This is a genomic window from Arsenicitalea aurantiaca (assembly GCF_003994485.1).
GTDB classification, from domain to species: domain Bacteria; phylum Pseudomonadota; class Alphaproteobacteria; order Rhizobiales; family Devosiaceae; genus Arsenicitalea; species Arsenicitalea aurantiaca.
In genome coordinates this window covers 251,858-275,457 of record NZ_RZNJ01000003.1, presented here as the reverse complement: position 1 = coordinate 275,457, position 23,600 = coordinate 251,858, and the positions used below count along the sequence as shown (strand labels likewise).

At 64.6% G+C, this 23,600-nt stretch carries 24 protein-coding genes and 1 riboswitch; of the genes, 21 read left to right on the top strand and 3 right to left on the bottom strand.

All coding sequences use genetic code 11. The annotated features are described in order from the left end of the window. Nucleotides 1-19: 19 nt before the first annotated feature. Nucleotides 20-946 carry a 4-hydroxybenzoate octaprenyltransferase gene (ubiA, locus tag EMQ25_RS09960; RefSeq protein WP_127188427.1) on the top strand — a complete coding sequence of 309 codons (927 nt, stop codon included), beginning with the start codon at nucleotides 20-22 and terminating at the stop codon, nucleotides 944-946. Between the two features lie 23 nt (nucleotides 947-969). Here the strand turns inward: ubiA and EMQ25_RS09955 are convergent, their stop codons facing one another. Further along, entirely contained in the window at nucleotides 970-1,860 is an 891-nt protein-coding gene (locus EMQ25_RS09955; RefSeq protein WP_127188426.1) for a LysR family transcriptional regulator, read from the bottom strand. A gap of 153 nt (nucleotides 1,861-2,013) precedes the next feature. Between EMQ25_RS09955 and EMQ25_RS18045 the strand changes: the two genes are divergently transcribed. Further along, nucleotides 2,014-2,289: a hypothetical protein gene (locus tag EMQ25_RS18045; RefSeq protein WP_158626025.1), complete on the top strand. Its 276-nt coding sequence runs from the start codon at nucleotides 2,014-2,016 to the stop codon at nucleotides 2,287-2,289. A 90-nt stretch (nucleotides 2,290-2,379) separates the two neighbouring features. Here the strand turns inward: EMQ25_RS18045 and EMQ25_RS09945 are convergent, their stop codons facing one another. Then, the gene (locus EMQ25_RS09945) at nucleotides 2,380-2,850 is read right to left on the bottom strand and encodes an invasion associated locus B family protein (RefSeq protein WP_127188696.1); all 471 of its coding nucleotides are present in this window, start codon (nucleotides 2,848-2,850) and stop codon (nucleotides 2,380-2,382) included. Between the two features lie 433 nt (nucleotides 2,851-3,283). Between EMQ25_RS09945 and coxB the strand changes: the two genes are divergently transcribed. From coxB to EMQ25_RS09890, 12 genes are all read left to right on the top strand, one after another. Beyond that, complete coding sequence (gene coxB, locus EMQ25_RS09940) at nucleotides 3,284-4,201, top strand: cytochrome c oxidase subunit II (protein ID WP_244606546.1); 918 nt, start codon at nucleotides 3,284-3,286, stop codon at nucleotides 4,199-4,201. A gap of 55 nt (nucleotides 4,202-4,256) precedes the next feature. Then, a complete protein-coding gene (gene ctaD, locus EMQ25_RS09935; RefSeq protein WP_127188424.1) occupies nucleotides 4,257-5,954 on the top strand; it encodes a cytochrome c oxidase subunit I in 1,698 nt (565 codons plus the stop codon). Between the two features lie 101 nt (nucleotides 5,955-6,055). After that, a complete protein-coding gene (locus EMQ25_RS09930) occupies nucleotides 6,056-6,946 on the top strand; it encodes a heme o synthase (RefSeq protein WP_127188694.1) in 891 nt (296 codons plus the stop codon). Beyond that, on the top strand, nucleotides 6,946-7,101 hold the full coding sequence (locus EMQ25_RS18195; RefSeq protein ID WP_192895654.1) for a hypothetical protein: 156 nt from the start codon (nucleotides 6,946-6,948) through the stop codon (nucleotides 7,099-7,101). Before EMQ25_RS09930 ends, EMQ25_RS18195 begins: the two co-directional genes overlap by 1 nt. A 9-nt stretch (nucleotides 7,102-7,110) precedes the next feature. Continuing rightward, nucleotides 7,111-7,671 (top strand): cytochrome c oxidase assembly protein, encoded by a 561-nt coding sequence (locus EMQ25_RS09925; protein WP_127188423.1) that lies wholly within the window; start codon nucleotides 7,111-7,113, stop codon nucleotides 7,669-7,671. Between the two features lie 5 nt (nucleotides 7,672-7,676). Then, the gene (locus EMQ25_RS09920) at nucleotides 7,677-8,510 is read left to right on the top strand and encodes a cytochrome c oxidase subunit 3 (protein ID WP_127188422.1); all 834 of its coding nucleotides are present in this window, start codon (nucleotides 7,677-7,679) and stop codon (nucleotides 8,508-8,510) included. A 74-nt stretch (nucleotides 8,511-8,584) separates the two neighbouring features. Then, nucleotides 8,585-8,950: a DUF983 domain-containing protein gene (locus tag EMQ25_RS09915; protein WP_127188421.1), complete on the top strand. Its 366-nt coding sequence runs from the start codon at nucleotides 8,585-8,587 to the stop codon at nucleotides 8,948-8,950. After that, nucleotides 8,947-9,705 (top strand): SURF1 family protein, encoded by a 759-nt coding sequence (locus tag EMQ25_RS09910; RefSeq protein WP_127188420.1) that lies wholly within the window; start codon nucleotides 8,947-8,949, stop codon nucleotides 9,703-9,705. Before EMQ25_RS09915 ends, EMQ25_RS09910 begins: the two co-directional genes overlap by 4 nt. Before the next feature lie 119 nt (nucleotides 9,706-9,824). Continuing rightward, nucleotides 9,825-11,231 carry a threonine synthase gene (gene thrC / locus EMQ25_RS09905; protein WP_127188419.1) on the top strand — a complete coding sequence of 469 codons (1,407 nt, stop codon included), beginning with the start codon at nucleotides 9,825-9,827 and terminating at the stop codon, nucleotides 11,229-11,231. Next, complete coding sequence (locus tag EMQ25_RS09900) at nucleotides 11,228-12,490, top strand: M16 family metallopeptidase (RefSeq protein ID WP_127188418.1); 1,263 nt, start codon at nucleotides 11,228-11,230, stop codon at nucleotides 12,488-12,490. The genes thrC and EMQ25_RS09900 overlap by 4 nt, the downstream gene beginning before the upstream one ends. Nucleotides 12,491-12,494: 4 nt before the next feature. Further along, entirely contained in the window at nucleotides 12,495-13,112 is a 618-nt protein-coding gene (locus EMQ25_RS09895) for a GNAT family N-acetyltransferase (RefSeq protein ID WP_127188417.1), read from the top strand. A gap of 84 nt (nucleotides 13,113-13,196) precedes the next feature. Continuing rightward, entirely contained in the window at nucleotides 13,197-16,076 is a 2,880-nt protein-coding gene (locus EMQ25_RS09890; RefSeq protein WP_127188416.1) for an EAL domain-containing protein, read from the top strand. Nucleotides 16,077-16,088: 12 nt separating this feature from the next. Here the strand turns inward: EMQ25_RS09890 and EMQ25_RS09885 are convergent, their stop codons facing one another. Beyond that, a complete protein-coding gene (locus tag EMQ25_RS09885; RefSeq protein ID WP_127188415.1) occupies nucleotides 16,089-16,667 on the bottom strand; it encodes a YqgE/AlgH family protein in 579 nt (192 codons plus the stop codon). 140 nt (nucleotides 16,668-16,807) lie between these two features. Here EMQ25_RS09885 and EMQ25_RS09880 point away from each other — a divergent pair, with 140 nt between their 5' ends. The 7 genes from EMQ25_RS09880 (at nucleotide 16,808) to gcvPB (ending at nucleotide 23,530) form a co-directional block, all read left to right on the top strand. Next, entirely contained in the window at nucleotides 16,808-17,632 is an 825-nt protein-coding gene (locus tag EMQ25_RS09880; protein WP_158626024.1) for a protein-disulfide reductase DsbD domain-containing protein, read from the top strand. A 57-nt stretch (nucleotides 17,633-17,689) separates the two neighbouring features. Next, a complete protein-coding gene (locus EMQ25_RS09875) occupies nucleotides 17,690-18,193 on the top strand; it encodes a peroxiredoxin (RefSeq protein ID WP_244606545.1) in 504 nt (167 codons plus the stop codon). 19 nt (nucleotides 18,194-18,212) lie between these two features. Next, the gene (locus EMQ25_RS09870; protein WP_127188413.1) at nucleotides 18,213-18,806 is read left to right on the top strand and encodes a hypothetical protein; all 594 of its coding nucleotides are present in this window, start codon (nucleotides 18,213-18,215) and stop codon (nucleotides 18,804-18,806) included. Nucleotides 18,807-18,853: 47 nt separating this feature from the next. After that, nucleotides 18,854-18,941, top strand: a riboswitch (glycine riboswitch). A 142-nt stretch (nucleotides 18,942-19,083) separates the two neighbouring features. Further along, a complete protein-coding gene (gene gcvT / locus EMQ25_RS09865; RefSeq protein WP_127188412.1) occupies nucleotides 19,084-20,265 on the top strand; it encodes a glycine cleavage system aminomethyltransferase GcvT in 1,182 nt (393 codons plus the stop codon). A 2-nt stretch (nucleotides 20,266-20,267) separates the two neighbouring features. Continuing rightward, on the top strand, nucleotides 20,268-20,633 hold the full coding sequence (gene gcvH / locus EMQ25_RS09860) for a glycine cleavage system protein GcvH (RefSeq protein WP_127188411.1): 366 nt from the start codon (nucleotides 20,268-20,270) through the stop codon (nucleotides 20,631-20,633). Nucleotides 20,634-20,648: 15 nt separating this feature from the next. Next, entirely contained in the window at nucleotides 20,649-21,992 is a 1,344-nt protein-coding gene (gcvPA, locus tag EMQ25_RS09855; protein WP_127188410.1) for an aminomethyl-transferring glycine dehydrogenase subunit GcvPA, read from the top strand. Beyond that, the gene (gene gcvPB, locus EMQ25_RS09850) at nucleotides 21,989-23,530 is read left to right on the top strand and encodes an aminomethyl-transferring glycine dehydrogenase subunit GcvPB (protein ID WP_127188409.1); all 1,542 of its coding nucleotides are present in this window, start codon (nucleotides 21,989-21,991) and stop codon (nucleotides 23,528-23,530) included. Before gcvPA ends, gcvPB begins: the two co-directional genes overlap by 4 nt. Nucleotides 23,531-23,600: the final 70 nt, after the last annotated feature.

The window sequence follows — 23,600 nt, the reverse complement described above, 5'->3', positions numbered from 1 at the left end:
TAGCGCACAAGGACACGACATGCCTACCCCACGCAGACCCGGCACCGTGGCCGATGCCCAGGCCGGCAATTGGGTGGACCGCAGTGCGCCCGAATGGCTGAAGCCCTATGCGCGGCTTGCCCGCTGGGACCGTCCGATCGGGTTCTGGCTCCTCTTCTGGCCCTGCGCCTTTGCCATTGCGCTCGCTGCGATCGCCGGTGCCCCGCTCGACTGGCAGGCAATGGTGCTGATGCTGATCGGCGCAATCGCCATGCGAGGTGCCGGCTGCACCTTCAACGATATCGTCGACACCGATATCGATATGAAGGTCGCCCGGACCCGGTCGAGACCAATCCCTTCCGGGCAGGTGTCGCGACGCAAAGCTGCGTATTTTCTGGTCGCACAGTCGCTGGTCGGCCTCGTCATCCTCATCCAGTTCAACGCCCTCACCATCGGGCTGGGCGTCGCCTCCCTCGCGCTCGTCGCCATCTATCCTTTCATGAAGCGGATCACTTGGTGGCCGCAGCTTTTCCTTGGGCTCGCCTTCTCATGGGGGGCGATCGTGGGGTGGACTGCGACCATGGGCAGCTTCGGACTTCCCGCGGCGCTCCTCTACCTCGGTACCATCTTATGGGTGATCGGCTATGACACGATCTATGCCCTGCAGGACATTGAGGACGACGCGCTGATCGGCGTCAAATCGACAGCGCGCCTGTTCGGCCGGCGTGCCCGCCAGATGGTGGCGCTGTTCTACGCTGGCGCGGTCGCGCTGTGGCTGGGCGCGGGTATTGTGGTGGGTGGGGGGATCATCCTCGTGATCGCCGCTTTGGTGCCGGTCGGCATTCTCGCCTGGCAGGTGGTGACCCTCGATGCCGCGCGTCCCGGCAATCCGCTCGTGCGTTTCAAGGCCAATCACTGGGTCGGCCTTGCGCTAACTATGGCGCTGGTCGCCGAATTCGTCCTCTAGCACTGGCGATCCCCGCCCCGAGGCTATTCCGCAGCATCCCCGATCGGGGTTATGGCGTCCAGATTGCCCATGCTGGCCACGATGTGGTTGGAAAGCGCGTCATAGATGCCCCCATAGGCGTGGCTTGCCCGCATGAGGGCGATCTGCGTGTCCTGAAGGCGCGGAAGGCCCTGTTCGTCGCCCACGATCCGCATGCCGGGCTGCAGCGCGCTTTCGGGCAGGAAGCCGACCGCCAGATCGGTGAGGACGGCGCTCGCGATCGCCGTGGCATTGGACGAGGTGTAGGCGATCCGATAATCGCGTCCGGCTCGGTTGAGCATGTCGATGGCGTTGGTCCGCCAATGGCAGATTTGCGGTCCGCACGCGAGCGGCAGCGGATCCATCGCAAGGGCTTCCCCGCCATGGGATGCGACCCAGAACATCTTTTCGGTCCGAAAGAGCTCGCCGAATTCGTGCAGCGTGCCCTGGGTGAAGACGATGAGGTCGTACCGCCCAGTACGCATGCCCTCGAGCAGCTCCTCGGAGGGCTGGCAGCGCACATCGACGGCGATGCGGGGATGGGTGCGCTGGAAGCTCGACAGAATGACGGGCAGGAGCCTCACCGCATAGTCGTCGGGCACGCCAAAACGGATCGAGCCCGAAAGATCTTCATCGGAGAAATGGTCCAGAATTTCGGCATTGAGGCGAAGCATCCGGCGGGCCCGGGCATAAAGCGCCTCGCCATGATCGGTCAGCGACACCGTCCGTCCCTCGCGAGAGAGCAGGGGATGTCCTAGCCGCTCCTCGAGCCGCTTGATCTGCATCGAGACCGCCGACTGCGTCTTGTGTACCCGCCGCGCGGCCTCGGTGAAGCTGCCGCAATCAGCGATGGCGCAGAAGCTTTGGAGCTGGTCGAGGTCGATCGGCGCGGCCATGTCCCCTATCCATCACGTAAATTGATCCAAGTGATGAATTCTATTTGTTGGACGAATGACGCGCAAGAGCGTTATCGCTTGGACATGGGAACGGGCAGACCGTTTCCCGGCCCGCTCCGCCTCCCCGGAGCCCCGCATTTTTTGGAGACTGAAATGGCTTACTTGCTTTCGAGCGAGCGGCCTGCCGCGTCCGCTGCACCCGCTCATCCCCTCGCATCCATCTTCGCATGGGCAGGGAAGGTGCGCGCCGAGCGCCGCCAGCGCCTTGCGCTGTTCAGCCTTCTCGAACTCGACGATGCGCGTCTCGAAGATCTCGGCCTCAGCCGGGAGGATGTTCGCGATGCCATTCGGAATCGTCCGCGCAGCCTCAACGAGACATTTTCGTCCCGGCGTGCCGTGCGGGCCCGCTCATGGTTTCGGTCCAGCTAGGCCCGGTGCCATCTCCCGGGTCGGCCGAGCCGGCCCAGTTTCCTGACCTTGCCGGGCCTTCGGGCCCGGCCTTTTTTTGCCCCGTTGCGCTCAGGGCAGGGCGCCGAAGCCGTCCTCGAAGCCATTCAGCGACACCGGAATGCCGATCCCTTCCTCGGGCGTCTTGAAGACGACGAAGATCGCGGTCGACCCGCCCGAAAGCTGCGCGACCAGCTCGTCGTCCATCACCACTTCGGCGACGCACCCATTGGGCAAGCAGCGCACGAAGGCGACCCGCCCCAGATCCGTGCCGTCGATATTGAGCCCGAGCCCATTGGGCAGCAGCACCCCGAGCGGCGCCAGCACCCGCAGCAGCCTCGCCTGCTGATCGGCGGTCTTCAGCACGATAACGGAGAGCCCGACATTGGGCTGGTCCTCCGCCGTCACGTTCTGAATGATCGCGCATTGCTCGAAGCTCGCGCCCGGAGGCGTGTCGCAGCTCATCTGCCAGTCGCCGTGCTGCGCCTGGACGACGCCCTGCGCCATCGCGGGCGCAGCGAGGGTCGCGCCGGCAACCGCCATGGCGAATATGGCAAGGGAGCGCAATGCGCGATGGCGGAACTTCACTGGCTTCACTGTGCACTCCTAGAATGGCAGGCGGCGCGGCTCGTGCGCCTAAAGGCGAGGGACCCGGCCCATGTCATAGAGTAGAGAACTGCGGCGGCGATGAGGCAAGCCCCTGCGCCCCGATCCGGGCACAATTTGACGCACAGAGTGCCGGTCGAGTTGAATTGCCTTGCGCCCAAGGATGTGGTTTAGGTCACCTCACAAGGACCAGTTGCGCTCCGCGGCGAGTCGGAGCGGCGTTTCCCATGCCGCATCTTCGCCATGTTTCGGCCGCGTCCGGTTCGGACGGCCCTCGGGTCGCCAAGGGGCAGCTGCCCCCGACAACAACAGATTCGGAATGGGCGCGCGGATCGCGATCCGGCTCCCGGCGGGATTTAAGGGGTTTAAGGTGACGGGAAACATTATCCGCTCGATCGGGGCCGTGCTGGCCGCTTCCGCCATGGCGCTGCCCGGTGCCGCTCTGGCCCAGACCGTGGCCGTGCCGGGCGAAAGCTATGCCGCGCCCGGACAGATCGGGCTCATGTCCTCGGTCACCCCGATCCAGGATTCCATCATTTCCTTCCACAACGGCATCCTGCTGATCACCATCACGCTGATCACGCTTCTGGTGCTGGCGCTCCTCGTCGTGGTCGTGCTGCGGTTCAACGCCAAGGCAAATCCCAAGCCCTCTTCGGTCACCCACAACACCCTGATCGAAGTGGTCTGGACCGTTGCGCCCATCCTCATTCTCGTCGTGATCGCCATCCCGTCCTTCGGCGTTCTGACCGACCAGATGACCACTCCCGATGGCGAGCGTCGCTATCTGGGTGCCAACATCTTCAGCTTCGGCGAAGTCGAGGTTCCCGCGCCCGAGCTCACCGTCAAGGCGACGGGCGCCCAGTGGTACTGGATCTACGAGTATGTCGATGAAGGTCAGGCCTTCGATTCCGCCATGCTCCGCGAGCCCGAGCGGCTGGCCGAAAAGCCGAACCAGCCGCGCCTGCTGGCCGTCGACAACGAGCTCGTCGTTCCGGTCGACACCACCGTGCGTGTCGAAGTGACCGCCTCCGACGTCATCCATGCTTTCGCCGTCCCCGCCTTCGGCATCAAGACCGACGCGGTCCCCGGACGGCTGAACGAAACCTGGTTCCACGCCCGCAAGACCGGCATCTATTACGGTCAGTGCTCCGAGCTCTGCGGCAAGGACCATGCCTACATGCCCATCGCCGTTCGCGTCGTGACGCAGGACGAATATGCGGCCTGGATCGAGGCGCTGCGCAACGGCAACGTGATTGCCGCCAATGCGGTGCTCGAGCCCATCACCTAATAGCGCTCGCTCCAATCGAGTCGCCGACGAGACGATACATAAAGGGATAGCTCAAATGGCCAAGTCAGAGGCTTCTCACCTGGAAGCGCACGGTCAGGCCCACGGAGCGGGGGACCACGCTCACGCCCACGACCACGGCACTCCCACCGGTTGGCGGCGTTACGTCTATTCGACCAACCACAAGGACATTGGCATAATGTACCTGTGGTTCGCGATCTTCGCGGGCATCGTGGGCGGCCTGCTTTCGGGCTTCATGCGCCTTGAGCTGCAGGAGCCGGGCATCCAGATCTTCCATGGCCTCGCGGCAATGGTCTATGGCTCCTCGGGCGAGGCGGCCCTGGACGGTGGCAAGCACATGTACAATGTGTTCACCACCGCCCACGGCCTCATCATGATCTTCTTCATGGTGATGCCCGCCATGATCGGCGGCTATGCCAACTATTTCGTGCCCATCATGATCGGCGCGCCGGACATGGCGTTCCCGCGCATGAACAACATCTCCTTCTGGCTGCTTCCGCCGGCCTTCATCCTCCTGCTGATGTCGATGTTCTTCGAGGGGCCGGTGGGCGCCATGGGCGTGGGCGGTGGCTGGACGATCTATCCGCCATTCTCGACTTCGGGGCAGCCCGGGCCCGCAATGGACTTCGCGATTCTCTCGCTCCACATTGCCGGTGCGTCCTCGATCCTCGGCGCGATCAACTTCATCACCACGATCTTCAACATGCGCGCCCCCGGCATGACGCTGCACAAGATGCCGCTCTTTGCCTGGTCGGTTCTGGTCACCGCGTTCCTGCTGCTGCTCTCGCTGCCCGTGCTCGCCGGCGCCATCACCATGCTGCTGACCGACCGCAATTTCGGCACGACCTTCTTTGATCCTGCCGGGGGCGGTGATCCGGTCCTGTTCCAGCACCTGTTCTGGTTCTTCGGCCACCCCGAAGTGTACATCCTGATCCTGCCGGGCTTCGGCATCATCAGCCACATCGTGTCCACCTTCTCGCGCAAGCCCGTCTTCGGCTATCTCGCCATGGTCTACGCCATGGTCGCGATCGGCGCCGTCGGTTTCATCGTGTGGGCGCACCACATGTACACGACTGGCCTCAGCCTCGACGTGCAGCGCTATTTCGTTGCGGCCACCATGGTCATCGCGGTGCCCACCGGCGTGAAGATCTTCTCCTGGATCGCCACGATGTGGGGCGGGTCGATCACCTTCCGCACGCCCATGCTCTGGTCGATCGGGTTCATCTTCCTGTTCACCGTGGGTGGCGTGACGGGCGTCGTGCTCGCCAATGCCGGTGCCGACCGTGCCCTGCACGACACCTACTATGTGGTTGCGCACTTCCACTACGTGCTCTCGCTCGGTGCGGTGTTCGCGATCTTTGCGGCCTGGTACTACTGGTACCCCAAGATGTTCGGGCTGATGTATAATGAGACCCTGGCGAACATCCATTTCTGGACCATGTTCATCGGCGTGAACCTCATCTTCTTCCCGCAGCACTTCCTGGGGCTCGCCGGCATGCCGCGCCGCTACATCGACTATCCCGATGCCTATGCGCTGTGGAACCGGGTGTCCTCGATCGGCTACTACATCACCTTCCTCAGCGTGGTGATCTTCCTGATCGTGCTCGTCGAAGCTGCCCGTCGCAAGCGCAAGGCCGCGGACAATCCGTGGGGCGAGGGCGCGACCACTCTGGAGTGGACGCTGAGCTCCCCGCCGCCCTACCACCAGTTCGAGACCCTGCCGCGCATTCGCTGATCGGCTGAACGAACCCAGGCGGGCCGCGCCGCGGCCCGCCCGACACGACAAGGAAAGAGCAGACCTTGGCACTCGCCGACGACCATATCCGGACGACCACCATGGGCGGCGCACGCGTCGGCGATTATTTCGCCCTGCTCAAGCCCAAGGTGATGTCGCTCGTCGTGTTCACGGCGCTGATCGGCCTGCTGCTCGCCCCCGGCGAAATCCACCCCGTCGTTGCGGCGATCGCCATTCTCTGCATCGCCCTCGGCGGCGGCGCGTCCGGCGCGCTCAACATGTGGTATGACAGCGATATCGACGCGGTCATGAGCCGGACCGCCAACCGTCCCATACCCTCCGGACGGGTCGAGCGCGACGACGCCCTGACACTCGGGCTCGTTCTCTCCTTCTTCTCGGTGGTGACCCTCGGGCTCGCGACCAACTGGTTCGCTGCGGGCTTTCTTGCCTTCACCATCTTCTTTTACGCCGTCGTCTACTCGATGTGGCTGAAGCGCTCGACGCCGCAGAACATCGTGATCGGCGGGGCCGCCGGCGCCTTCCCGCCGATGGTGGGCTGGGCGGCGGTGACGGGCGGGGTGAGCCTCGAGGGCTTCGTCCTCTTCCTTATCGTATTCCTCTGGACCCCGCCGCATTTCTGGGCGCTTGCGCTCTACAAGCAGGGCGACTACGGCGCGGCCGGCGTGCCGATGCTCCCTAATGTCGCGGGCGAGCAGGCCACCAAGGTCCAGATTCTCGTTTACTCGGTGCTGCTCGTCGCCTCGACGCTGGCGCCCCAGGTGCTCGGCTTTGCCGGCTGGCTTTACACGAGCGTCGCCGTCGTCACCGGCGCGTCCTTCCTCTGGCTTGCGGTTAAGCTTTATCGCACGGGGGCGGATACCCAGATGCGGCGCACGGCGCGTCAGCTCTTCACGTACTCGCTGAGCTATCTCTTCATCATCTTCCTCGCGTTGATCACCGATTACGCGATGCATAGCCTGGGGGTCCTCTGATGACGCCCGCTGAAATGGAGGCCGAGGAAAAGCGCCTCGCCCGCCGCCGCAAGCGCTCGCTCGCGCTCGCCCTCGTCCTGGGCGCGGCCGTGCTGCTGTTCTACGTCCTGACGGTCGTGAAGATGGGACCCGCCATCTTCAACCGTCCGCTCTGAGGAAGCCTCATGACCGACCAGACCTTGCCCACGACGCCTGCCCGCCCGAACAACACGCGCGTCGCGCTGATGTGCGTCGGCATGGTCGTAGCAATGGGCGGCATGGCATATGCGGCGGTTCCGCTCTACCAGCTTTTCTGCCAGGTCACCGGCTTCGGCGGCACGACCCAGCGCGCCGACGGCAACCCCCGCGGGGTCATCGATCGCGTCATGACGGTTCGCTTCGATTCCAACGTCGACCGCGACCTCAGCTGGACGGTGACGCCGTCGCGCCCGATCACCGACCAGATCGGCACCGTTGAAACGGTCAATTACGTTGCGCGTAACCTCACCAATCGTCCGATCTCCGGCACGGCGGTGTTCAACGTGACGCCCGACAAGGCCGGGATCTACTTCAACAAGATCGAATGCTTCTGCTTCACCCAGCAGACGCTGCAGCCGGGTGAGGAGGTCGAAATGCCCGTGACCTTCTTCGTCGATCCCGACCTGGCCGATAATCGGGAGCTCGACACGGTTCGCGAGATCACGCTCTCATATACGTTCTACGCATCAGACAATCAGGGACGCTGACCCCAATGGCCGCTCACACCAAGAATCACGATTATCATCTCGTCCCGATGAGCCCATGGCCCTTCGTGGGCTCGGTCGCTGCTTTCGTAATGGCGATCGGCGCCATTGCCTGGATGCAGGACTGGACGCCGTGGGTCTTCTTCATCGGCCTCGCCGGCGTGCTCTACACCATGTACGCCTGGTGGGCGGATGTGGTGAAGGAATCCCAGGCCGGTGACCACACCCCGGTCGTCCAGATCCATCACCGCTATGGCATGATCCTGTTCATCGCCTCGGAAGTGATGTTTTTCGTGGCCTGGTTCTGGGCCTATTTCGACATGTTCTTCCGCTATGACGATGTCGAGCAGCCCGGCCGCGTCGCAGCGACCGGCGGTGTCTGGCCCCCGGCAGGCATCGAGGTCTTCGATCCCTTCCACCTGCCGCTCTTCAACACCATCATCCTTCTGACCTCGGGCACGACCGTCACCTGGGCGCACCACGCCCTGCTCGAAGGCGACCGCAAGGGTCTGAAGTGGGGTCTCATCCTCACCGTGGCCCTGGGCGTGCTGTTCAGCATCGTGCAGATCATCGAGTACACCCATGCCGGCTTCTCGTTCTCCGGCAACATCTATGGCGCGACCTTCTACATGGCGACCGGCTTCCACGGTTTCCATGTGTTCATCGGCACCATCTTCCTCATCGTCTGCCTCATCCGCGCACAGATGGGCCAACTGACCCAGCAGAAGCATCTCGGCTTCGAGTTCGCGGCCTGGTACTGGCACTTCGTCGACGTGGTATGGCTCTTCCTCTTCGCCTCGATCTACATCTGGGGCGCCTGGGGCGTGCCGCTCAGCCACTAGGGCGGCGGCTCACTTAATCCCTTCCGATGGGGCGCGACATGGCTCGCGCCCCATCTGCTTTTGGAGCCCTCGAAATGACGAAAGCCGCGACGCCCAATCCGATCCGGGCCGGCCTACTCTGCCGCTGTCCGCGCTGCGGGGAAGGGCCGCTCTTCTCGGGCTTTCTGGCCGTCGCGCCCGGGTGCTCCCGGTGTGGTCTTGATTTCGGTTTTGCCGACAGTGGCGATGGCCCGGCCATCTTCGTCATCTTCGTTGCCGGCTTCGCCATCATCGCGCTCGCCATGGTCACCGAGGCGATCTTTCACCTCCACCCGCTGATGCACCTGGCCCTCTGGCTGCCGGGGACGGTGCTGCTCTGCCTCGCCCTGCTGCGGCCTTTCAAGGGCGTGATGATCGCCCTTCAGTTCCACAATGATGCACAGGAAGGGCGCAGCGAGTGACGCAGACCGCCTCCAGAGCCCCGATTTCCTTCTGGGCCTTCATCATCCTCATGCTGGGGCTGCTTCTCTGCTTCGTCCTGCTGGGCAACTGGCAGATGGCGCGGCTCGCCGAAAAGGAAACGCTGATCGCGGCGGTCGAGGAGCGGCTCGATCTGCCGCCAGAACCGCTGGCGCCTGCCGAGGCCTGGGCCACGACCGATTTCGCCGCCCTCGATTACCGGCCCGTCACGGTCACGGGCGAATTCATCGGCTCCGGCACGGTACTCGTCTTCACCAGTCTCGAGGGCGGCGGGGGGCGGCTCTCCGGCCCCGGCTATTGGGTGATGACCCCGATGGCGCTCGAAACCGGTGGTGTCGTCATGGTCAATCGGGGCTTCGTGCCACAGGCCGAAGGCCCTCGTTTTCTCGATCAGCCCGCGCCGACCGGAATAACGACCGTCTCGGGCCTCGCGCGGCTTTCCGAAGAGGCCAATCTCTTCACCCCCGCCGCAGATGTCGCGGGACGCATCGAATGGGTGCGCGACACGGCACGGCTCGCCGAATCCGTGCCGGGAGAGGAGGGGCCCGTCGCCCCAGTCTATCTCGATCTCTTCGAGGGCAAGCCCGGCGAACTGCCCCAGGCGGGCCGCACCGTCGTGCAGTTCCCCAACAACCATTTGGGCTATGCCATCACCTGGTATGGCTTTGCGCTCATCACCGTGCCGCTTCTCGGCTTCTGGATCTGGCGGCAGCGGCGTCCCCAGCCGCAAAAATGAGCAACTTGCCCTTTAACCGATGATTGACTAGTTTGCGCCGACCTCAATGAGCGGACTTGAGCGGGTACGCGGCCCCGATGCCCGCGCCCCCCGTCCCAGCAATTACGGTGATCCCCTCAATGGAATTCGTCTCCACGCGCGGTCGTGCGCCGGTGCTGTCCTTCTCCGATGCGGTGCTTGCGGGCCTCGCGAGCGATGGCGGCCTCTACCTGCCACGCGAATGGCCGCGCCTGTCGCTCGAGGAGATCGCAGGCTTCGCCGGCCGCCCCTATGCCGAAGTGGCGTTTGCCGTCATCTCGCGCTTCGTCGGCGGCGAGATCGAGGATGACGTGCTGCGCGCCATGATCGAGGACGCCTATGCGGGGTTCCGCCACCCCTCGGTGGCCCCGCTCGTCGAGCTTGAGCCGGGCCATTTCGCGCTCGAGCTCTTCCATGGGCCGACCCTCGCCTTCAAGGACGTCGCCATGCAGTTCCTCGCGCGGGTGATGGACCACATCCTCGCCGAGCGCGGCGAGCGCGCGACGATCGTCGGGGCAACTTCTGGCGACACGGGCTCGGCCGCGATCGAGGCGTTCCGCGGCCGCGACAACACCGATATCTTCATCTTGCATCCAGAGGGGCGCACCTCCGAAGTGCAGCGCCGGCAGATGACGAGCGTGCTCGACGACAACGTCCACAACATCGCTTTGCGCGGCACGTTCGATGACTGCCAGAATACCGTGAAGGCGCTCTTCAACAACGCGTCCTTCCGCAAGGATGTGCGGCTCTCGGGCGTCAATTCGATCAACTGGGGGCGGATCGTCGCCCAGATCGTCTACTATTTCACCGCGGCGGTGTCGCTTGGCGCCCCCCTGCGCCCGGTCTCCTTCACCGTGCCCACCGGCAATTTCGGCGACATTTTCGCCGGCTACGCCGCCAAGCGCATGGGGCTCAACATCGACAAGCTGGTGATCGCCACCAACGCCAACGATATCCTCGCCCGCACCCTCGAAACCGGCCGCTACGAAATCCAGGGCGTGCACCCCACCATCAGCCCCTCCATGGATATCCAGATTTCCTCCAATTTCGAGCGCCTGCTGTTCGAGGCCGTGGAGCGCAATCCCGATGCGCTGGGCCCGCTGATGGGTGCCATTGCCCAGTCGGGTGGCTTTGATCTGCCCTTCGGCGCACTGGCGGCGATCCGCGCCGAGTTCGCGGCCGGCACCACCAATGAGCCCGCCACCCGCCAGACCATGGCCGAAACCTACCGGTCTGCCGAGTATCTGCTCGATCCTCACACTGCGGTCGGCGTCGCCGTCGCGCGCACCGCCCGGCGCGATGGCGTGCCCATGGTCACCCTCGCCACCGCCCATCCGGCCAAGTTCCCCGAGGCGGTTCGTGATGCGACGGGCATTGAACCGCCCCTGCCTCTGTGGTTGGCTGATCTCTACGAACGGCCGGAGCGCCTTAGCGTTCTGGACAACGACCAGGGTGAGATCGAGCGCTTCATCAAGGCGCGCACCCGCTCAGGGGAGGACCTGCATTGACTGTCAGAAGCACGACGCTCGACAACGGCATGACCGTTTTGACTGACGACATGCCCCACCTCGAGAGTGCTTCGCTGGGCATCTGGGTCAAGGCCGGCTCCCGCAGCGAAAATCCCGACGAGCACGGCATTTCCCACATGCTCGAGCACATGGCGTTCAAGGGCACGGCCACCCGCAATGCCTATGAGATCGCCGAGACGATCGAGAGCGTTGGAGGCGAGCTCAATGCGGCAACCTCCATCGAGCACACCGGCTATTTCGCCCGCGTGCTGAAGGAAGACGTGACGCTGGCCGCCGACATGCTTTCGGACATCCTCCAGAATTCCCTGTTCGATGCCGGCGAGCTTGATCGTGAGCAGCAGGTGATCATCCAGGAGATCGGCGCGGCCCGCGACAACCCGGACGATCACGTCTTCGATCTTTTCCAGTCCGCCGCCTATCCCGGCCAGCCGATCGGGCGCACCATCTTGGGCACGGTGGATTCGGTGCAGAGCTTCGGGCCCGATGCCATCCGCGCCTATCTCGAGCGCAACTACGTCGGCAATCGCATGGTGCTGTGCGCCGCAGGCAATGTCGATCACGACCGGCTCGTCGACATCGCCAATGACCGCTTCCACACCCTGCGCAGCGGCGGCGCCCCCGATCCTGTCCGCGCCGACTATGTGGGGGGCGAGGAGCGCCTCCTGTCCGATCACGAGCAGGCCCATCTCGTGCTGGGTTTTGAGGGACGGGCCTACAATTCCGATGGCTTCTACGCCGCGCAGATCCTCGCCTCGATCCTTGGAGGCGGGATGAGTTCGCGCCTCTTCCAGGAAATCCGCGAGCGCCGGGGCCTTTGCTACTCCGTCTACGCTTTCCACTGGGCCTTCGCCGACAGCGGCATCTTCGGGGTCGCCGCGTCCACGGGCGGGGAAGCCGTCAACGAACTGGTTCCGGTGCTCGTCGATCAGTTGCGCGATGCGGTCGAGACCATATCGGACGAGGAGGTGGTTCGCGTCCGCAACCAGATCCGCGCCGGGCTCCTGATGTCGCTTGAAAGCCCCAGTTCGCGCGCGGGCCAGCTGGCGCGCCAGCAGATCCTCTGGGGGCGCCCGATCGCGCTGCAGGAGACGGTCGAACGCATCAACCGCATCACGGCCGAGCGCGTGCGCCAGATCGCAGGACAGATCTTCACGACCGATCGCGTGTCGCTTGCCGGCATCGGGCCGGTGGGGGGGCTTCCCGACCACAAGGCCATTGCGGCCCGCCTCACCGCCTGAGCCGATGTTCTCCCCCTGGCGCCTGCGCGACGAGACCCCGGTGCTGCAAGGCAGGCGCATCGTGCTTCGCGCCCCGCAGCCACGCGACTATCAGGCTTGGTACGAAGCGCGCCGCTCGAGCATCGCTTTCCTGAAGCCCTTCGAGCCGCGCTGGACGGAGGCGGACCTCGCCCCGCGCGTCTTCAGCGAGCGGCTCCGGCGTGGCCGCGAGGAGGCGCGGGCCGGCACCGATTTCGGCTTCATGCTCTTTCTGGGCGCCAGCGAAGATGCGCCGCTGGTCGGCGGCATTACCCTCTCCAACATCCGCAGGCGCGCTGCCCAATGCGTCACGCTTGGCTATTGGATGGCCGCCTCCCATGCAGGGCAGGGGCTGATGAGCGAGGCGGTGGGGCTCGTCCTTCCATTTTGCTTCGATACTCTCGCCCTCCATCGCGTCCATGCCGCAATCCTGCCGCACAACCAGCCCTCGCGCCGCGTGCTCGAGAAGAACGGATTCCGTGAGGAAGGTTATGCCGAGAACTATCTGCAGATCGACGGGCGCTGGGCCGATCACGTCCTCTTCGGGTTGACGCGGGAGCGTTACGAGGCCCGCCTCATGCCGCCTGCGCGCTTCGCCGTCTAGCTTGGCATCTGCGCTTGTCCCGCCTGGGAAAGCCCGATACCAAGGTTTTTCGTCCGCCACTGCCCCGGGAATGTTTTGCACCTGATGCGTCATCTGATCACCCTCGCGATGTGCCTGATGCTCGCGCTGGTGGGCCTCACGCCTGCTTCCGCTTTCGAGGTGATCACGGTTCCCGAGGACGTCAACGCGGTCAACCTGACCTCGGCAATCGACGTCGTAGCCGGCGAGAACGGTCGCGTGCAGCTGTCCACCGCGGCGGGCGAAGACGGCATCATCCGGCGCATCGAGGTGCTGGCGACCCAGAACGGCACCAATCCGAGCTGGGCGCTCTTTGCCCTGCGCAATGATTCCGATGCGCAGCTCGAACGCCTCCTAGTCGCGCCCTTCTTTCGCCTGCCCGGATCGGGCATCTTCCGACCGGACCTGGGCGCCGAGCGAATCCGTGTCCTGACCCCGAGTGCCGGTATCCGTCCGGTGCGCGCCACCGACCGCGAAGCGGACGTCTTCGAGGTCGTGCTCGACCCCGGCGCGACGGTCACTTTCGTTGCCGAGCTTGCCGGAAACGACCTGCCAGAGCTCTACATGTGGCGGCCTGACGCCTATCGGGACTACGTCAACTCCTTCACTCTCTTCCGGGGCGTGGTGCTCGGCATCTCGAGCCTTGCGGCGGTCTTTCTCACCATCATGTTCGTGGTGAAGGGCAGGGGCATATTTCCCGCCACAGCGGCCTTTGCCTGGGCGGTGCTCGTCTACCTGCTCATCGATTTCGGCGTGCTCGGGCCATTGCTGAGGATATCGAACAGTTACATCCAGCCCTTCAGGGCCGCGGCGGAGGCGGGGATAGCGACGACGCTCTTTGCGTTTCTGTTCATCTACCTCAACCTCCACCGGTGGCATCTGCGCTTCATCCATCTGGCGCTGGCGCTGTTCGTCGTCTTTCTTGCGCTCTTTGCCTTCGCCTTCTTCCAGCCCGAGATCGCCGCAACCGTCGCGCGGCTCGTGCTGGCCCTCCTTGCGCTCTCGGGCTTCTTCCTCATCCTTCTGCTGGCGCTGCGGGGCTATGATCGGGCCGTGCTGCTCGTGCCGACCTGGATCATCTTCATGGCCTGGATCATCTATGGCTGGATGGTGATCACCGGGCAGGTCTCAAATGACGTAGCCCAACCCGCGGTCGCCGGCGGGCTCGTGCTCATCGTCATGCTGCTTGGCTTCACCACCGTGCAGCACGCCTTCTCGGAGAACCAGGTTTCGATCGGCACGCTCTCGGAAGTCGAGCGTCGGGCTCTCGCACTGACCGGCAGCGGCGATTTCGTCTTCGACTGGAACATCGAACGCGACCGCGTGACGGTCTCGGACGAACTCGCAACGCGGCTCGGGGAAAGACGGGGTTCGCTGAGGGGCGCAATCAAGCGCTGGCTCGACCGCGTGCATCCCGATGACCGCGACCGGTTCCGCACCGCCTTCGACACCCTCGTCGAACTCCGGCGCGGCAAGGTCTCCGCTGACATGCGGATCGCGACCCATGATGGCAGCTTCCGCACCTTCCGCATGCGGGTGAAGCCGGTGCTTGGCGGCGACGGGCAGGTCAATCGCATCGTCGGGACCCTTCAGGACGTCAATGAAGACCGCGCCTCCCGGGATCGGCTGCTTCATGATTCGGTCCATGACAGCCTGACCGGCCTCCCCAACAAGAAGCTCTTCCTCGATCGGCTCGAGCGTGCGCTCATTCGGGCGCGCATGCCCAACGGCATCAAGCCGGCGGTCTTCCTCGTCGACATCGATCGGTTCATGGATCTCGAGGAGCGGGTCGGGCATGCGGCCGCCGATTCCGTCCTGCTCGCCATTTCACGGCGCATCGCCCGTGTCATGCGGCCGCTCGATACCGTGGCACGGCTCGGCGGGGACCAGTTCGCCGTCATCCTCTCGTCCGAGCCGGCAGCGGGCAAGATCGCCGAAGTTGCCGAACAGATCCGCAAGGCCCTGAAGGCGCCGTTCAATTTCGGCGAGCGCGACCTGTCCCTCACCGCCTCGATCGGGGTCACCATATATGACGGCAATCCCTCGAGCGCGCCCGACGTGCTCAGGGATGCCGAACTGGCCATGTATTACGCCAAGCGCCTTGGCGGCGACCGTATCGAGGCCTATCGCGCCTCGGCCCGCTCGATTGCCGCCTACAGCCGTGCGAGCGAGGAGGATCTCGATCGTGGGCTCCGCCACGGCGAACTGCAGGTCCAGTTCCAGCCGATCGTGGATATCCACAGCGGCCAGATCGCGGGCGCCGAAGCGCTCATGCGCTGGGAGCATCCGCAGCGCGGCGTCGTGACGCCCGACGAGTTCGTGCCGCTCGCCGAGCGTACCGGCCTCATCGAACGGCTCGGCCGGCTCGCCTTCGAGCAGGCAGCCGGTCAGACGCGGGAATGGATGAACACGCTTCCGCTCGACGAGGATTTCTTCATCTCGGTCAACCTGTCCCCCAGCCAGCTCGCAAGCGAGACCCTGCTGAACGACATGCGTGCGCTCGTTTCGGAGAATCGCGCGGTCGCGGGCCATCTGAAGCTCGAGATCACCGAATCGCAGGTAATGACCAATCCCGAGCACTCCGCCTACATGCTCGCGGCGCTGAAGACGCTCGGACTGCGTCTCGCGCTCGACGATTTCGGCACGGGGCACTCCTCGCTCTCCTACCTCCACCGCTTCCCGTTCGACACGATTAAAATTCCTGCACCTTTTGTGCAAATTTCAGATGAAAGTGGCATGTCCCACACTCAGGTACCGATCATGCGCTCGATCATGGCGCTGGCGGCCGAACTCGATCTGGCGGTCATCGCCGAAGGGGTCGAGACCCTCGAAGAGATCGAGCGATTGCAGGCGCTTAACTGCCATTATGCGCAGGGCTATGCCTTTGGCGCGGCCATGAGCGGCGCCGAGCTCACCAAGAAACTGCAGGCCCAGTTCGCCCGCTAGGCGGACGCCACCTCAGCCGTGCCCGGCCTCCGGCGAGAGGCTCGCCCGCGTTATCCCGAGCTGGCCAAGCGCCGCCTCGTAGCGTTCGCCGAGAGGTCGGTCGAACAGCAGCCCGCGCGAAAAAGGCACGGTGAGCCAACCGTTTGCCTTGATCTCCTCTTCGAGCTGGCCGGGGCTCCAGCCGCAATAGCCAAGCGCGAACAGTGCGTCGGTCGGCGCGTCCTCGAAGGCGATGGACTTGAGGATGTCGAGCGTGGCGGTGAGGCAGATGTCGTCGCTGACCGCATAGGAATTGCCGTTGCGGAAGTAATCCGGCGAGTGCAGCACGAAGCCCCGGCCCTTCTGCACTGGGCCTCCGCGGAGCACGACCTTTTCACGGACCCGGGAGGGGAGGTTGATGATCTCCTCAGGCTTGCCCAGCTCCAGTTCCTCGAGAATGTCGCCGAAGCGCATTTCCTCGAGTTCCTGATTGACGACGAGCCCCATGGCCCCCTCCTCGCCATGCCCGACCATGTAGATCACGGTTTCGCGAAAGCGCTCGTCGCCCATGTCCGGCATCGCGACGAGAAACTGGCCTTTGAGGGAGATCATCGCATTCATTCCATTCGGTAACGCTTCCATTTTAGGCCGCGATGGCAGCCCCTGCATAGCGTGGCGCGTTCACGAAGCCCTGATTGCACGCGACTTCTTCTTTAACGCCTGGTGGGCTATCGGGGGACATGCACATACCCATGCCGATCGCTGCCCTAGCTCTGCTTGCCCTCGTGATGCCCACTCAGGGGCAGGCGGGGCAGTCCGACTGGCAGGAGGTGGCCCCTGACGTTCGGGTGCGTCTGATCGCAAGCGACGTCCGCGAGCCAGATGGCACGCTGCGCGCCGCGCTCGAGATCGACATGCCCGAAGGGGTGAAGACCTATTGGCGCGTGCCCGGGGAAACCGGCATACCGACCGAGTTCGACCTGTCCGGGTCCCTAGGCATAAGCGGCCATGAGGTGCACTGGCCTTACCCCTTGGCCGATACCAAATCCGGCTATCTCGATTACGTCTATTATGGGCACACCGTTCTGCCATTCAGCGTCCGGCTGTCGGATGGCCCGGTCCGGATCGAGGCGATGATGGTGATGGGCATCTGCTCGGACGTCTGCGTCCCCGTCCAGGCGCGCCTAAGCCTTCCCGTCGACTTCGAGACGCCGGATCGGGCGAGCGCGCTGCGCATCCGGCAGGCTATGGCGGAAACCCCGATCGATTGGACCGGGCCTCACCCTGCGATCGGCCCCGTGGAATGGAGCGTGCGTCACGACGCGCTCGCGGTGTCGCTGCAAAGCCCTGATATTGATCCAGAATCCATCATCGTTGATGCAGGCGCGCGCGGGCCATTGTTCGGTGCGCCGCAAAAAAGCCCCGATGGAAACCTAGTCCTCCTGCCATTGCTGGGCAAACACGATGCTGCGGGCTTGGAGGGCAAGTCCATCAACATAACCTTCGTCACGCCGGCCGGGGCTTTCGAAATGTCCCGCAGGGTGGCCCCTGCGCAGTCGACGCGGGCTGGGCAATAAATTAAGGTCGCGCCGCACCTTCGGTTACGGTGTACAACAATCATAACAGACAAGGCCATGGTGAGCATGATCCAGCCCGGTGAAGCCGTTCCTTCCGTACCCGTAAAGCATGTCAGTGCCTCAGGCGCGTCGGATGTCGACAGCGCCGCCCTGTTGGGTGAGGGGAGGGTGGTGTTCTTCACCGTGCCGGGCGCTTTCACGCCGACCTGCCACAAGAACCATCTTCCCGGCTTCATCGACAATGCAGCCGCCATCAAGGCCAAGGGCGTCGATCGCATCGTCTGCGGCGCGGTCAACGACTATCACGTCGTGACCGCCTGGGCCGAAGCGTCCAATGCGCTCGGCAAGATCGACTTCCTCTCGGACGGCAATGGCGAGCTCGCCCGTGCCATGGGGCTGGAGAAGGATCTGAGCAAGGCCGGCATGGGCGACCGTTTCGTGCGGTCGGCGCTTCTGTTGCGCGACGGGAAGGTCGAAGCGGTCTATGTCGAGGACGCTCCGGGCGTCACGACCAGCGGCGCGGCCTCGATTCTTACCGCTCTGGAAGCCAGCCAGGGTTGATCCGGACGCAGGGGAAAAGATGATGCTGACGATCTCAAAGCTCGATGCAGTCGTGCGTGTCGGTGGTTTTGGCCTCGCCGCAATGTTGCTTGCGGGTTGTTCGATGGGCAACATGATCGGTGGCGGTGGAACGAGCACGAGCCAGCAATTCGCCAATGCGAGCCCGACCCAGGCCGAGCTGGCCCAGGCCACGCCGCCACTGCCAGCCATCGCGACCGAATGTCCCCCGATCCGTGTGCGGCCGGGCGGGGAAGCATTGTTCTCTTATGGCAGCGGCCAGGTCGGCAATGCGCGGGACCTGCAGTATCAGGCCGTCATCGATCGGCAGAGCCGCAACTGCGTCGTCTCCAACGGTCAGATCACCGTCCGCATGGGCGTGGTCGGGCGCTTCCTCCAGGGTCCTGCGGGCAACCAGAGCAGCGCGACATTGCCCCTGCGATTTGCTGTGGAGCGTGACGAGGTCGCGGTCTTCTCAGAGAAGTACGACATTCCGGTTGCGATCACCCCGCCGAACCAGTCCGAAGAGTTCGTCAAGGTCGTCGAGAATGTGACAATTCCCTATGTGGGCGGCGAGAACATCGTGATCTGGGTGGGCTTCGACACGAGAGGCTGAAGGCGCCATGGTCCGGATTGACTCCGGACCGGTTTGCCGCCAAGAGTGAATTGACTGCGGGAGAGACCGGGCATGCCCGGCGCCGAAGGAGCAACCGCCCCGGAAACTCTCAGGCCAAAGGACCGCAGTCGCACTGGACTCTGGAAAGCGGGTCGTAGACCCCACCGAAGGAGCAACCTGCCACAGGCGGGGAAATCTCTCAGGTTAGCGGACAGAGGGGGCATTTCGGGCAGTCCTGAGCGGGCTGCGCAAGGTGCCTCTAACCGTCTGGTGAACCATGGCCAATGCGCCGGGAGACGACACTCTCAAAACCACGCTGCTCAACTCACGGCACGTCGCGCTTGGCGGGCGTATCGTGCCGTTTTCGGGCTATGCGCTCCCCGTCCAGTATCCCAGCGGGATCATCGCCGAGCACAATTGGACGCGCGAACATGCGGGTCTCTTCGACGTCTCCCACATGGGCCCGGCATTCCTCATGCTGGCCGAACGGACCGGTGAGCCGGAGGCTGATCACGCCGCGATCGCCGCGCTGATCGAGCCGCTGGTTTCGGCCGATGTGCGCGGGATGAAACCCGGGCAGTTGCGCTACAGCCTCCTGCTCGACGAGCGCGGTGGCATCCTCGATGATCTCATGTTGGCCCGGCCGGCATCACCGGACTGGGCGGGCGTGTTGTTCCTCGTCGTCAATGCCGGGACCAAGGATGACGACTTCGCCCGCATTTCGGCCGCCTGCGGCACCGCCGCGCAGCTCAACCGGGCGGACAATTGCGCTCTCCTCGCGCTTCAGGGACCCGAGGCGGTAGCGGTGATGGCGGCGGCCGTTCCGGGCGCCCAGGCCCTCGGCTTCATGCAATACGAAAGCTTTGACTGGGGCGGCACGCGCCTCGTCGTTTCCCGCTCCGGCTATACCGGCGAGGACGGCTTCGAAGTTCTCGTCGCCCCAGAGCAAGCGCTCGCTTTCTGGGACACGTTGGCTGCCGATCCACGGGTTCGTCCGGCAGGGCTCGGTGCTCGCGATTCGCTGCGGCTCGAGGCCGGGCTGCCGCTTTACGGGCATGACCTCGATACGAGCGTGTCGCCGATCGAGGCCGGCCTCGGTTTTGCTCTCTCCAAGCGTCGCCGGTTGAACGGCGATTTCCCGGGTGCGGAGCGGATCCTCGGTGAACTCGATCGCGGACCGTCTCGCCTGCGCCTAGGGCTGCTGGTCGATGGTGCGCCCGCCCGGGAGGGCGCGAGCATACTGGATGCTGATGGCGCCGAAATCGGTCGCGTCACCTCGGGAGGCTTTTCGCCGACGCTGGGACGCGCCATCGCCATGGGCTTCGTGCCTCCCGCCTTTGCCGCTGAGGGCACCGAACTCCAGGTCAGCGTGCGCGGCCGCGCGCAGCGCGCCGTCGTCACGCCGATGCCTTTCGTCCCCCACCGCTATTTCCGAAAATCCTCCTCATCCGGGATCTGACCATGACCACGCGCTTTACCAAAGACCATGAATACATTCGCATGGAGGGGGAGATCGGCGTCGTCGGCATTTCCACCTATGCCCAGGAGCAGCTTGGCGACATCGTATTCGTCGAGTTGCCAAGCGTCGGCCAGACTTTCGCAAAGGGCGACGAAGCGGCCGTCGTCGAATCGGTGAAGGCTGCATCTGAAATCTATGCTCCGGTCAGCGGCACCGTGACGGAGGTCAATGAGGCACTCGCCGGCGAGCCCGGGCTCGTCAATACGGCGCCGGGCGCTGAAGGCTGGATGTTCAAGATTCGTCCCTCCGACCCTTCCGAGCTCGAGGGCCTCATGGACGAGGCCGCCTATGGCGCGCTCATTGGCTGAGGAGCGGGACGAGACATGCGATACCTTCCACATTCCGAAGCCGACCGCGCGCACATGCTCGCGACCATCGGCGTTGCGGACGCCGAGGCCCTGTTCGCGGCAGTGCCGCCCTCGGCGCTGCAACTGCACGCGCTGGACCTGCCTCGCCACAGCCCCGAACTTTCCGTCGAGGCGCATATGCGGCGCCTCGCGCAGGCCAATCATGCGGCTGGAGATGGCCCGTTCTTTCTGGGCGCCGGCGCCTATCGCCATCACGTCCCGGCGAGCGTCGATCATCTGATCCAGCGCTCCGAATGGCTGACGGCCTATACGCCATACCAGCCCGAGATCTCGCAGGGCACACTCCAGATGCTCTTCGAGTTCCAGACCCAGGTCGCCCATCTGACCGGAATGGAGGTCGCCAATGCCTCCATGTATGACGGTTCGACCGCGACCGCGGAAGCCGTGCTCATGGCCAAGCGCATCACCCGGCGCAACAGGGTGCTGCTGTCGGGCGGACTTCATCCGCAATATCGCGACGTCGTCCGCTCCTATCTGGGGGAGGACGAAGATCTCATCTGCCTCAGCCCCTCGCCTGAAGGGCAGGGGGATATCCTCGACCGGCTCGACGACAGGACGGCTGCGATCGTCATCCAGACGCCCGACTTCTTCGGTCACCTGCGCGACCTCCGCCGGGCTGCCGACGCCGCGCATGCCATCGGCGCGCTGCTGATCGTGGTCGTGACGGAGATCGTTTCGCTCGGCCTCCTCGAAGCCCCGGGCGCTCTTGGCGCCGACATCGTCGTTGCCGAGGGCCAGTCTCTGGGCAATGCGCTCAATTTCGGTGGCCCCTATGTCGGGCTCCTCGCAACCCGCAAATCCTTCGTTCGGCAGATGCCCGGACGGCTCTGCGGGGAAACGGTGGACGCCAGCGGGCGTCGCGGGTTCGTGCTGACGCTGTCGACACGCGAACAGCACATCAGGCGCGAGAAGGCGACCTCCAACATCTGCACCAATTCAGGCCTCTGCGCGCTCGCCTTCTCGATCCATCTGTCGCTCCTGGGCGAGGCGGGCCTCGTCCGGCTCGCAAGGCTCAATCATGAGCGCGCCAATACGCTCGCCGATGGGCTTGCGAGGCTGGAGGGCGTAAGGCTGCTCAACGGGACCTTCTTCAACGAGATGACCATAGCCCTGCCTGTACCAGCCGCGGAAGTTGTCGAGGCGCTGGCCATGCGGGGCATCATTGCGGGGCTTCCCGTCTCACGGCTTCTGCCCGGCGACCCGTCGGTCGATAACCTTCTGGTGCTCGCCGCAACCGAACTGACGACCGATCAGGACATTTCCGCTCTCATCGAAGGGCTACGGGAGGCGCTCGCATGAGCATGAACAAGGAAGGCCGCCCGACGGCCGCTGGCGCGGTCACCGCGATCCGCACCGCCGCTCTTCTCCCCGACGAGCCGCTGCTCTTCGAGATCGGCGACCGGGAGCATTCGGGTGTCGATCTGCCCGAGGTGGAGATCGGCGAAGATCGGCTCGGCGGCTTCGGTCGCCGGACCTCACTCGATCTTGCCGGTCTCACCGAACCGGAGGCGATGCGCCACTATGTGCGCCTCAGCCGGCTCAACATGTCGATCGATGCCGGCATGTATCCTCTCGGCTCGTGCACGATGAAGCACAATCCGCGCCTCAACGAGAGGATGGCGCGCCTGCCAGGCTTTGCCGACGTCCATCCGCTGCAACCGGTTTCGACCGTACAGGGCGCCCTTGCGGTCATGCAGCAGTTGTCGGACTGGCTCATGACACTGACCAACACCGCGGCCGTGGCGCTTTCGCCCAAGGCCGGTGCGCATGGCGAGCTGCTGGGGATGATGGCGATCAAGGCCGCCCAGGAGGCGCGCGGAGAAGGCCATCGCCGGGTCGTCCTGGTGCCCGAGAGCGCGCATGGGACAAACCCCGCCACGGCCGCGTTTCTCGGCTATTCGGTCCGCTCCATCGATGCTCGGGCCGATGGCACGGTGGACGTGGAGGCGGTGAAGGCTGCGCTCGGTCCGGATGTGGCGGGGATCATGCTCACCAACCCCAACACCTGCGGGCTCTTCGAGCCTCAGGTGATCGAGATCGCAGATGCCGTCCACGCGGCCGGCGGGTTCTTCTACTGTGACGGCGCGAACTTCAATGCGATCATGGGGGTAGTGCGCCCGGGCGATCTCGGTATCGACGCCATGCACATCAACTTGCACAAGACGTTCTCGACGCCCCATGGCGGAGGTGGACCGGGCGCTGGCCCCGTGGTGCTGTCCGAGGCGCTGGCACCCTTCGCGCCGCTACCATTCCTCAGGCGCAATGGCGACGGGCTGGAACTGGTCGAGCATGTCGAGGGCGAGGCGCTGGGGCGCATCACGGCCTTCCACGGGCAAATGGGCATGTATGTGCGGGCGCTCACCTACATGCTGAGCCATGGTGGCGACGGACTGGCGCAGGCTGCCAAGGATGCGGTGCTGAACGCCAACTACATAAAGGCGCGGCTCGAAGGCACCTTTTCAGCGCCGTTCGGAGGTCAGCCCTGCATGCACGAGGTCCTGTTCGACGACAGCTTCCTCGAGGGGACTGGCGTGACGACGCTGGACTTCGCCAAGGCCCTGATCGACGAAGGCTTCCATCCGATGACCATGTATTTCCCGCTGGTCGTGCATGGCGCCATGCTGATCGAGCCGACCGAAAGCGAATCGCTCCAGACGCTCGATCGCTTCTGTGACGTCATGCTGGAACTGGCTTCCGCGGCCAGGGCGGGCGATGCGGAGCGCTTCACCGCGGCACCGCATGCAGCGCCGCGGCGACGTCTCGATGAAACGCGGGCGGCGCGACAGCCCGTGCTAAAATGGGAAGAAGCCGAGGGGCGAGCCGAAGCGGCAGAGTAGGCGGAGGCTGCCGGGAACCCCCACCCGGCTTCCCCCTAGAGTAGAGGGAGGAGAGGGAAGACCCTCGAGT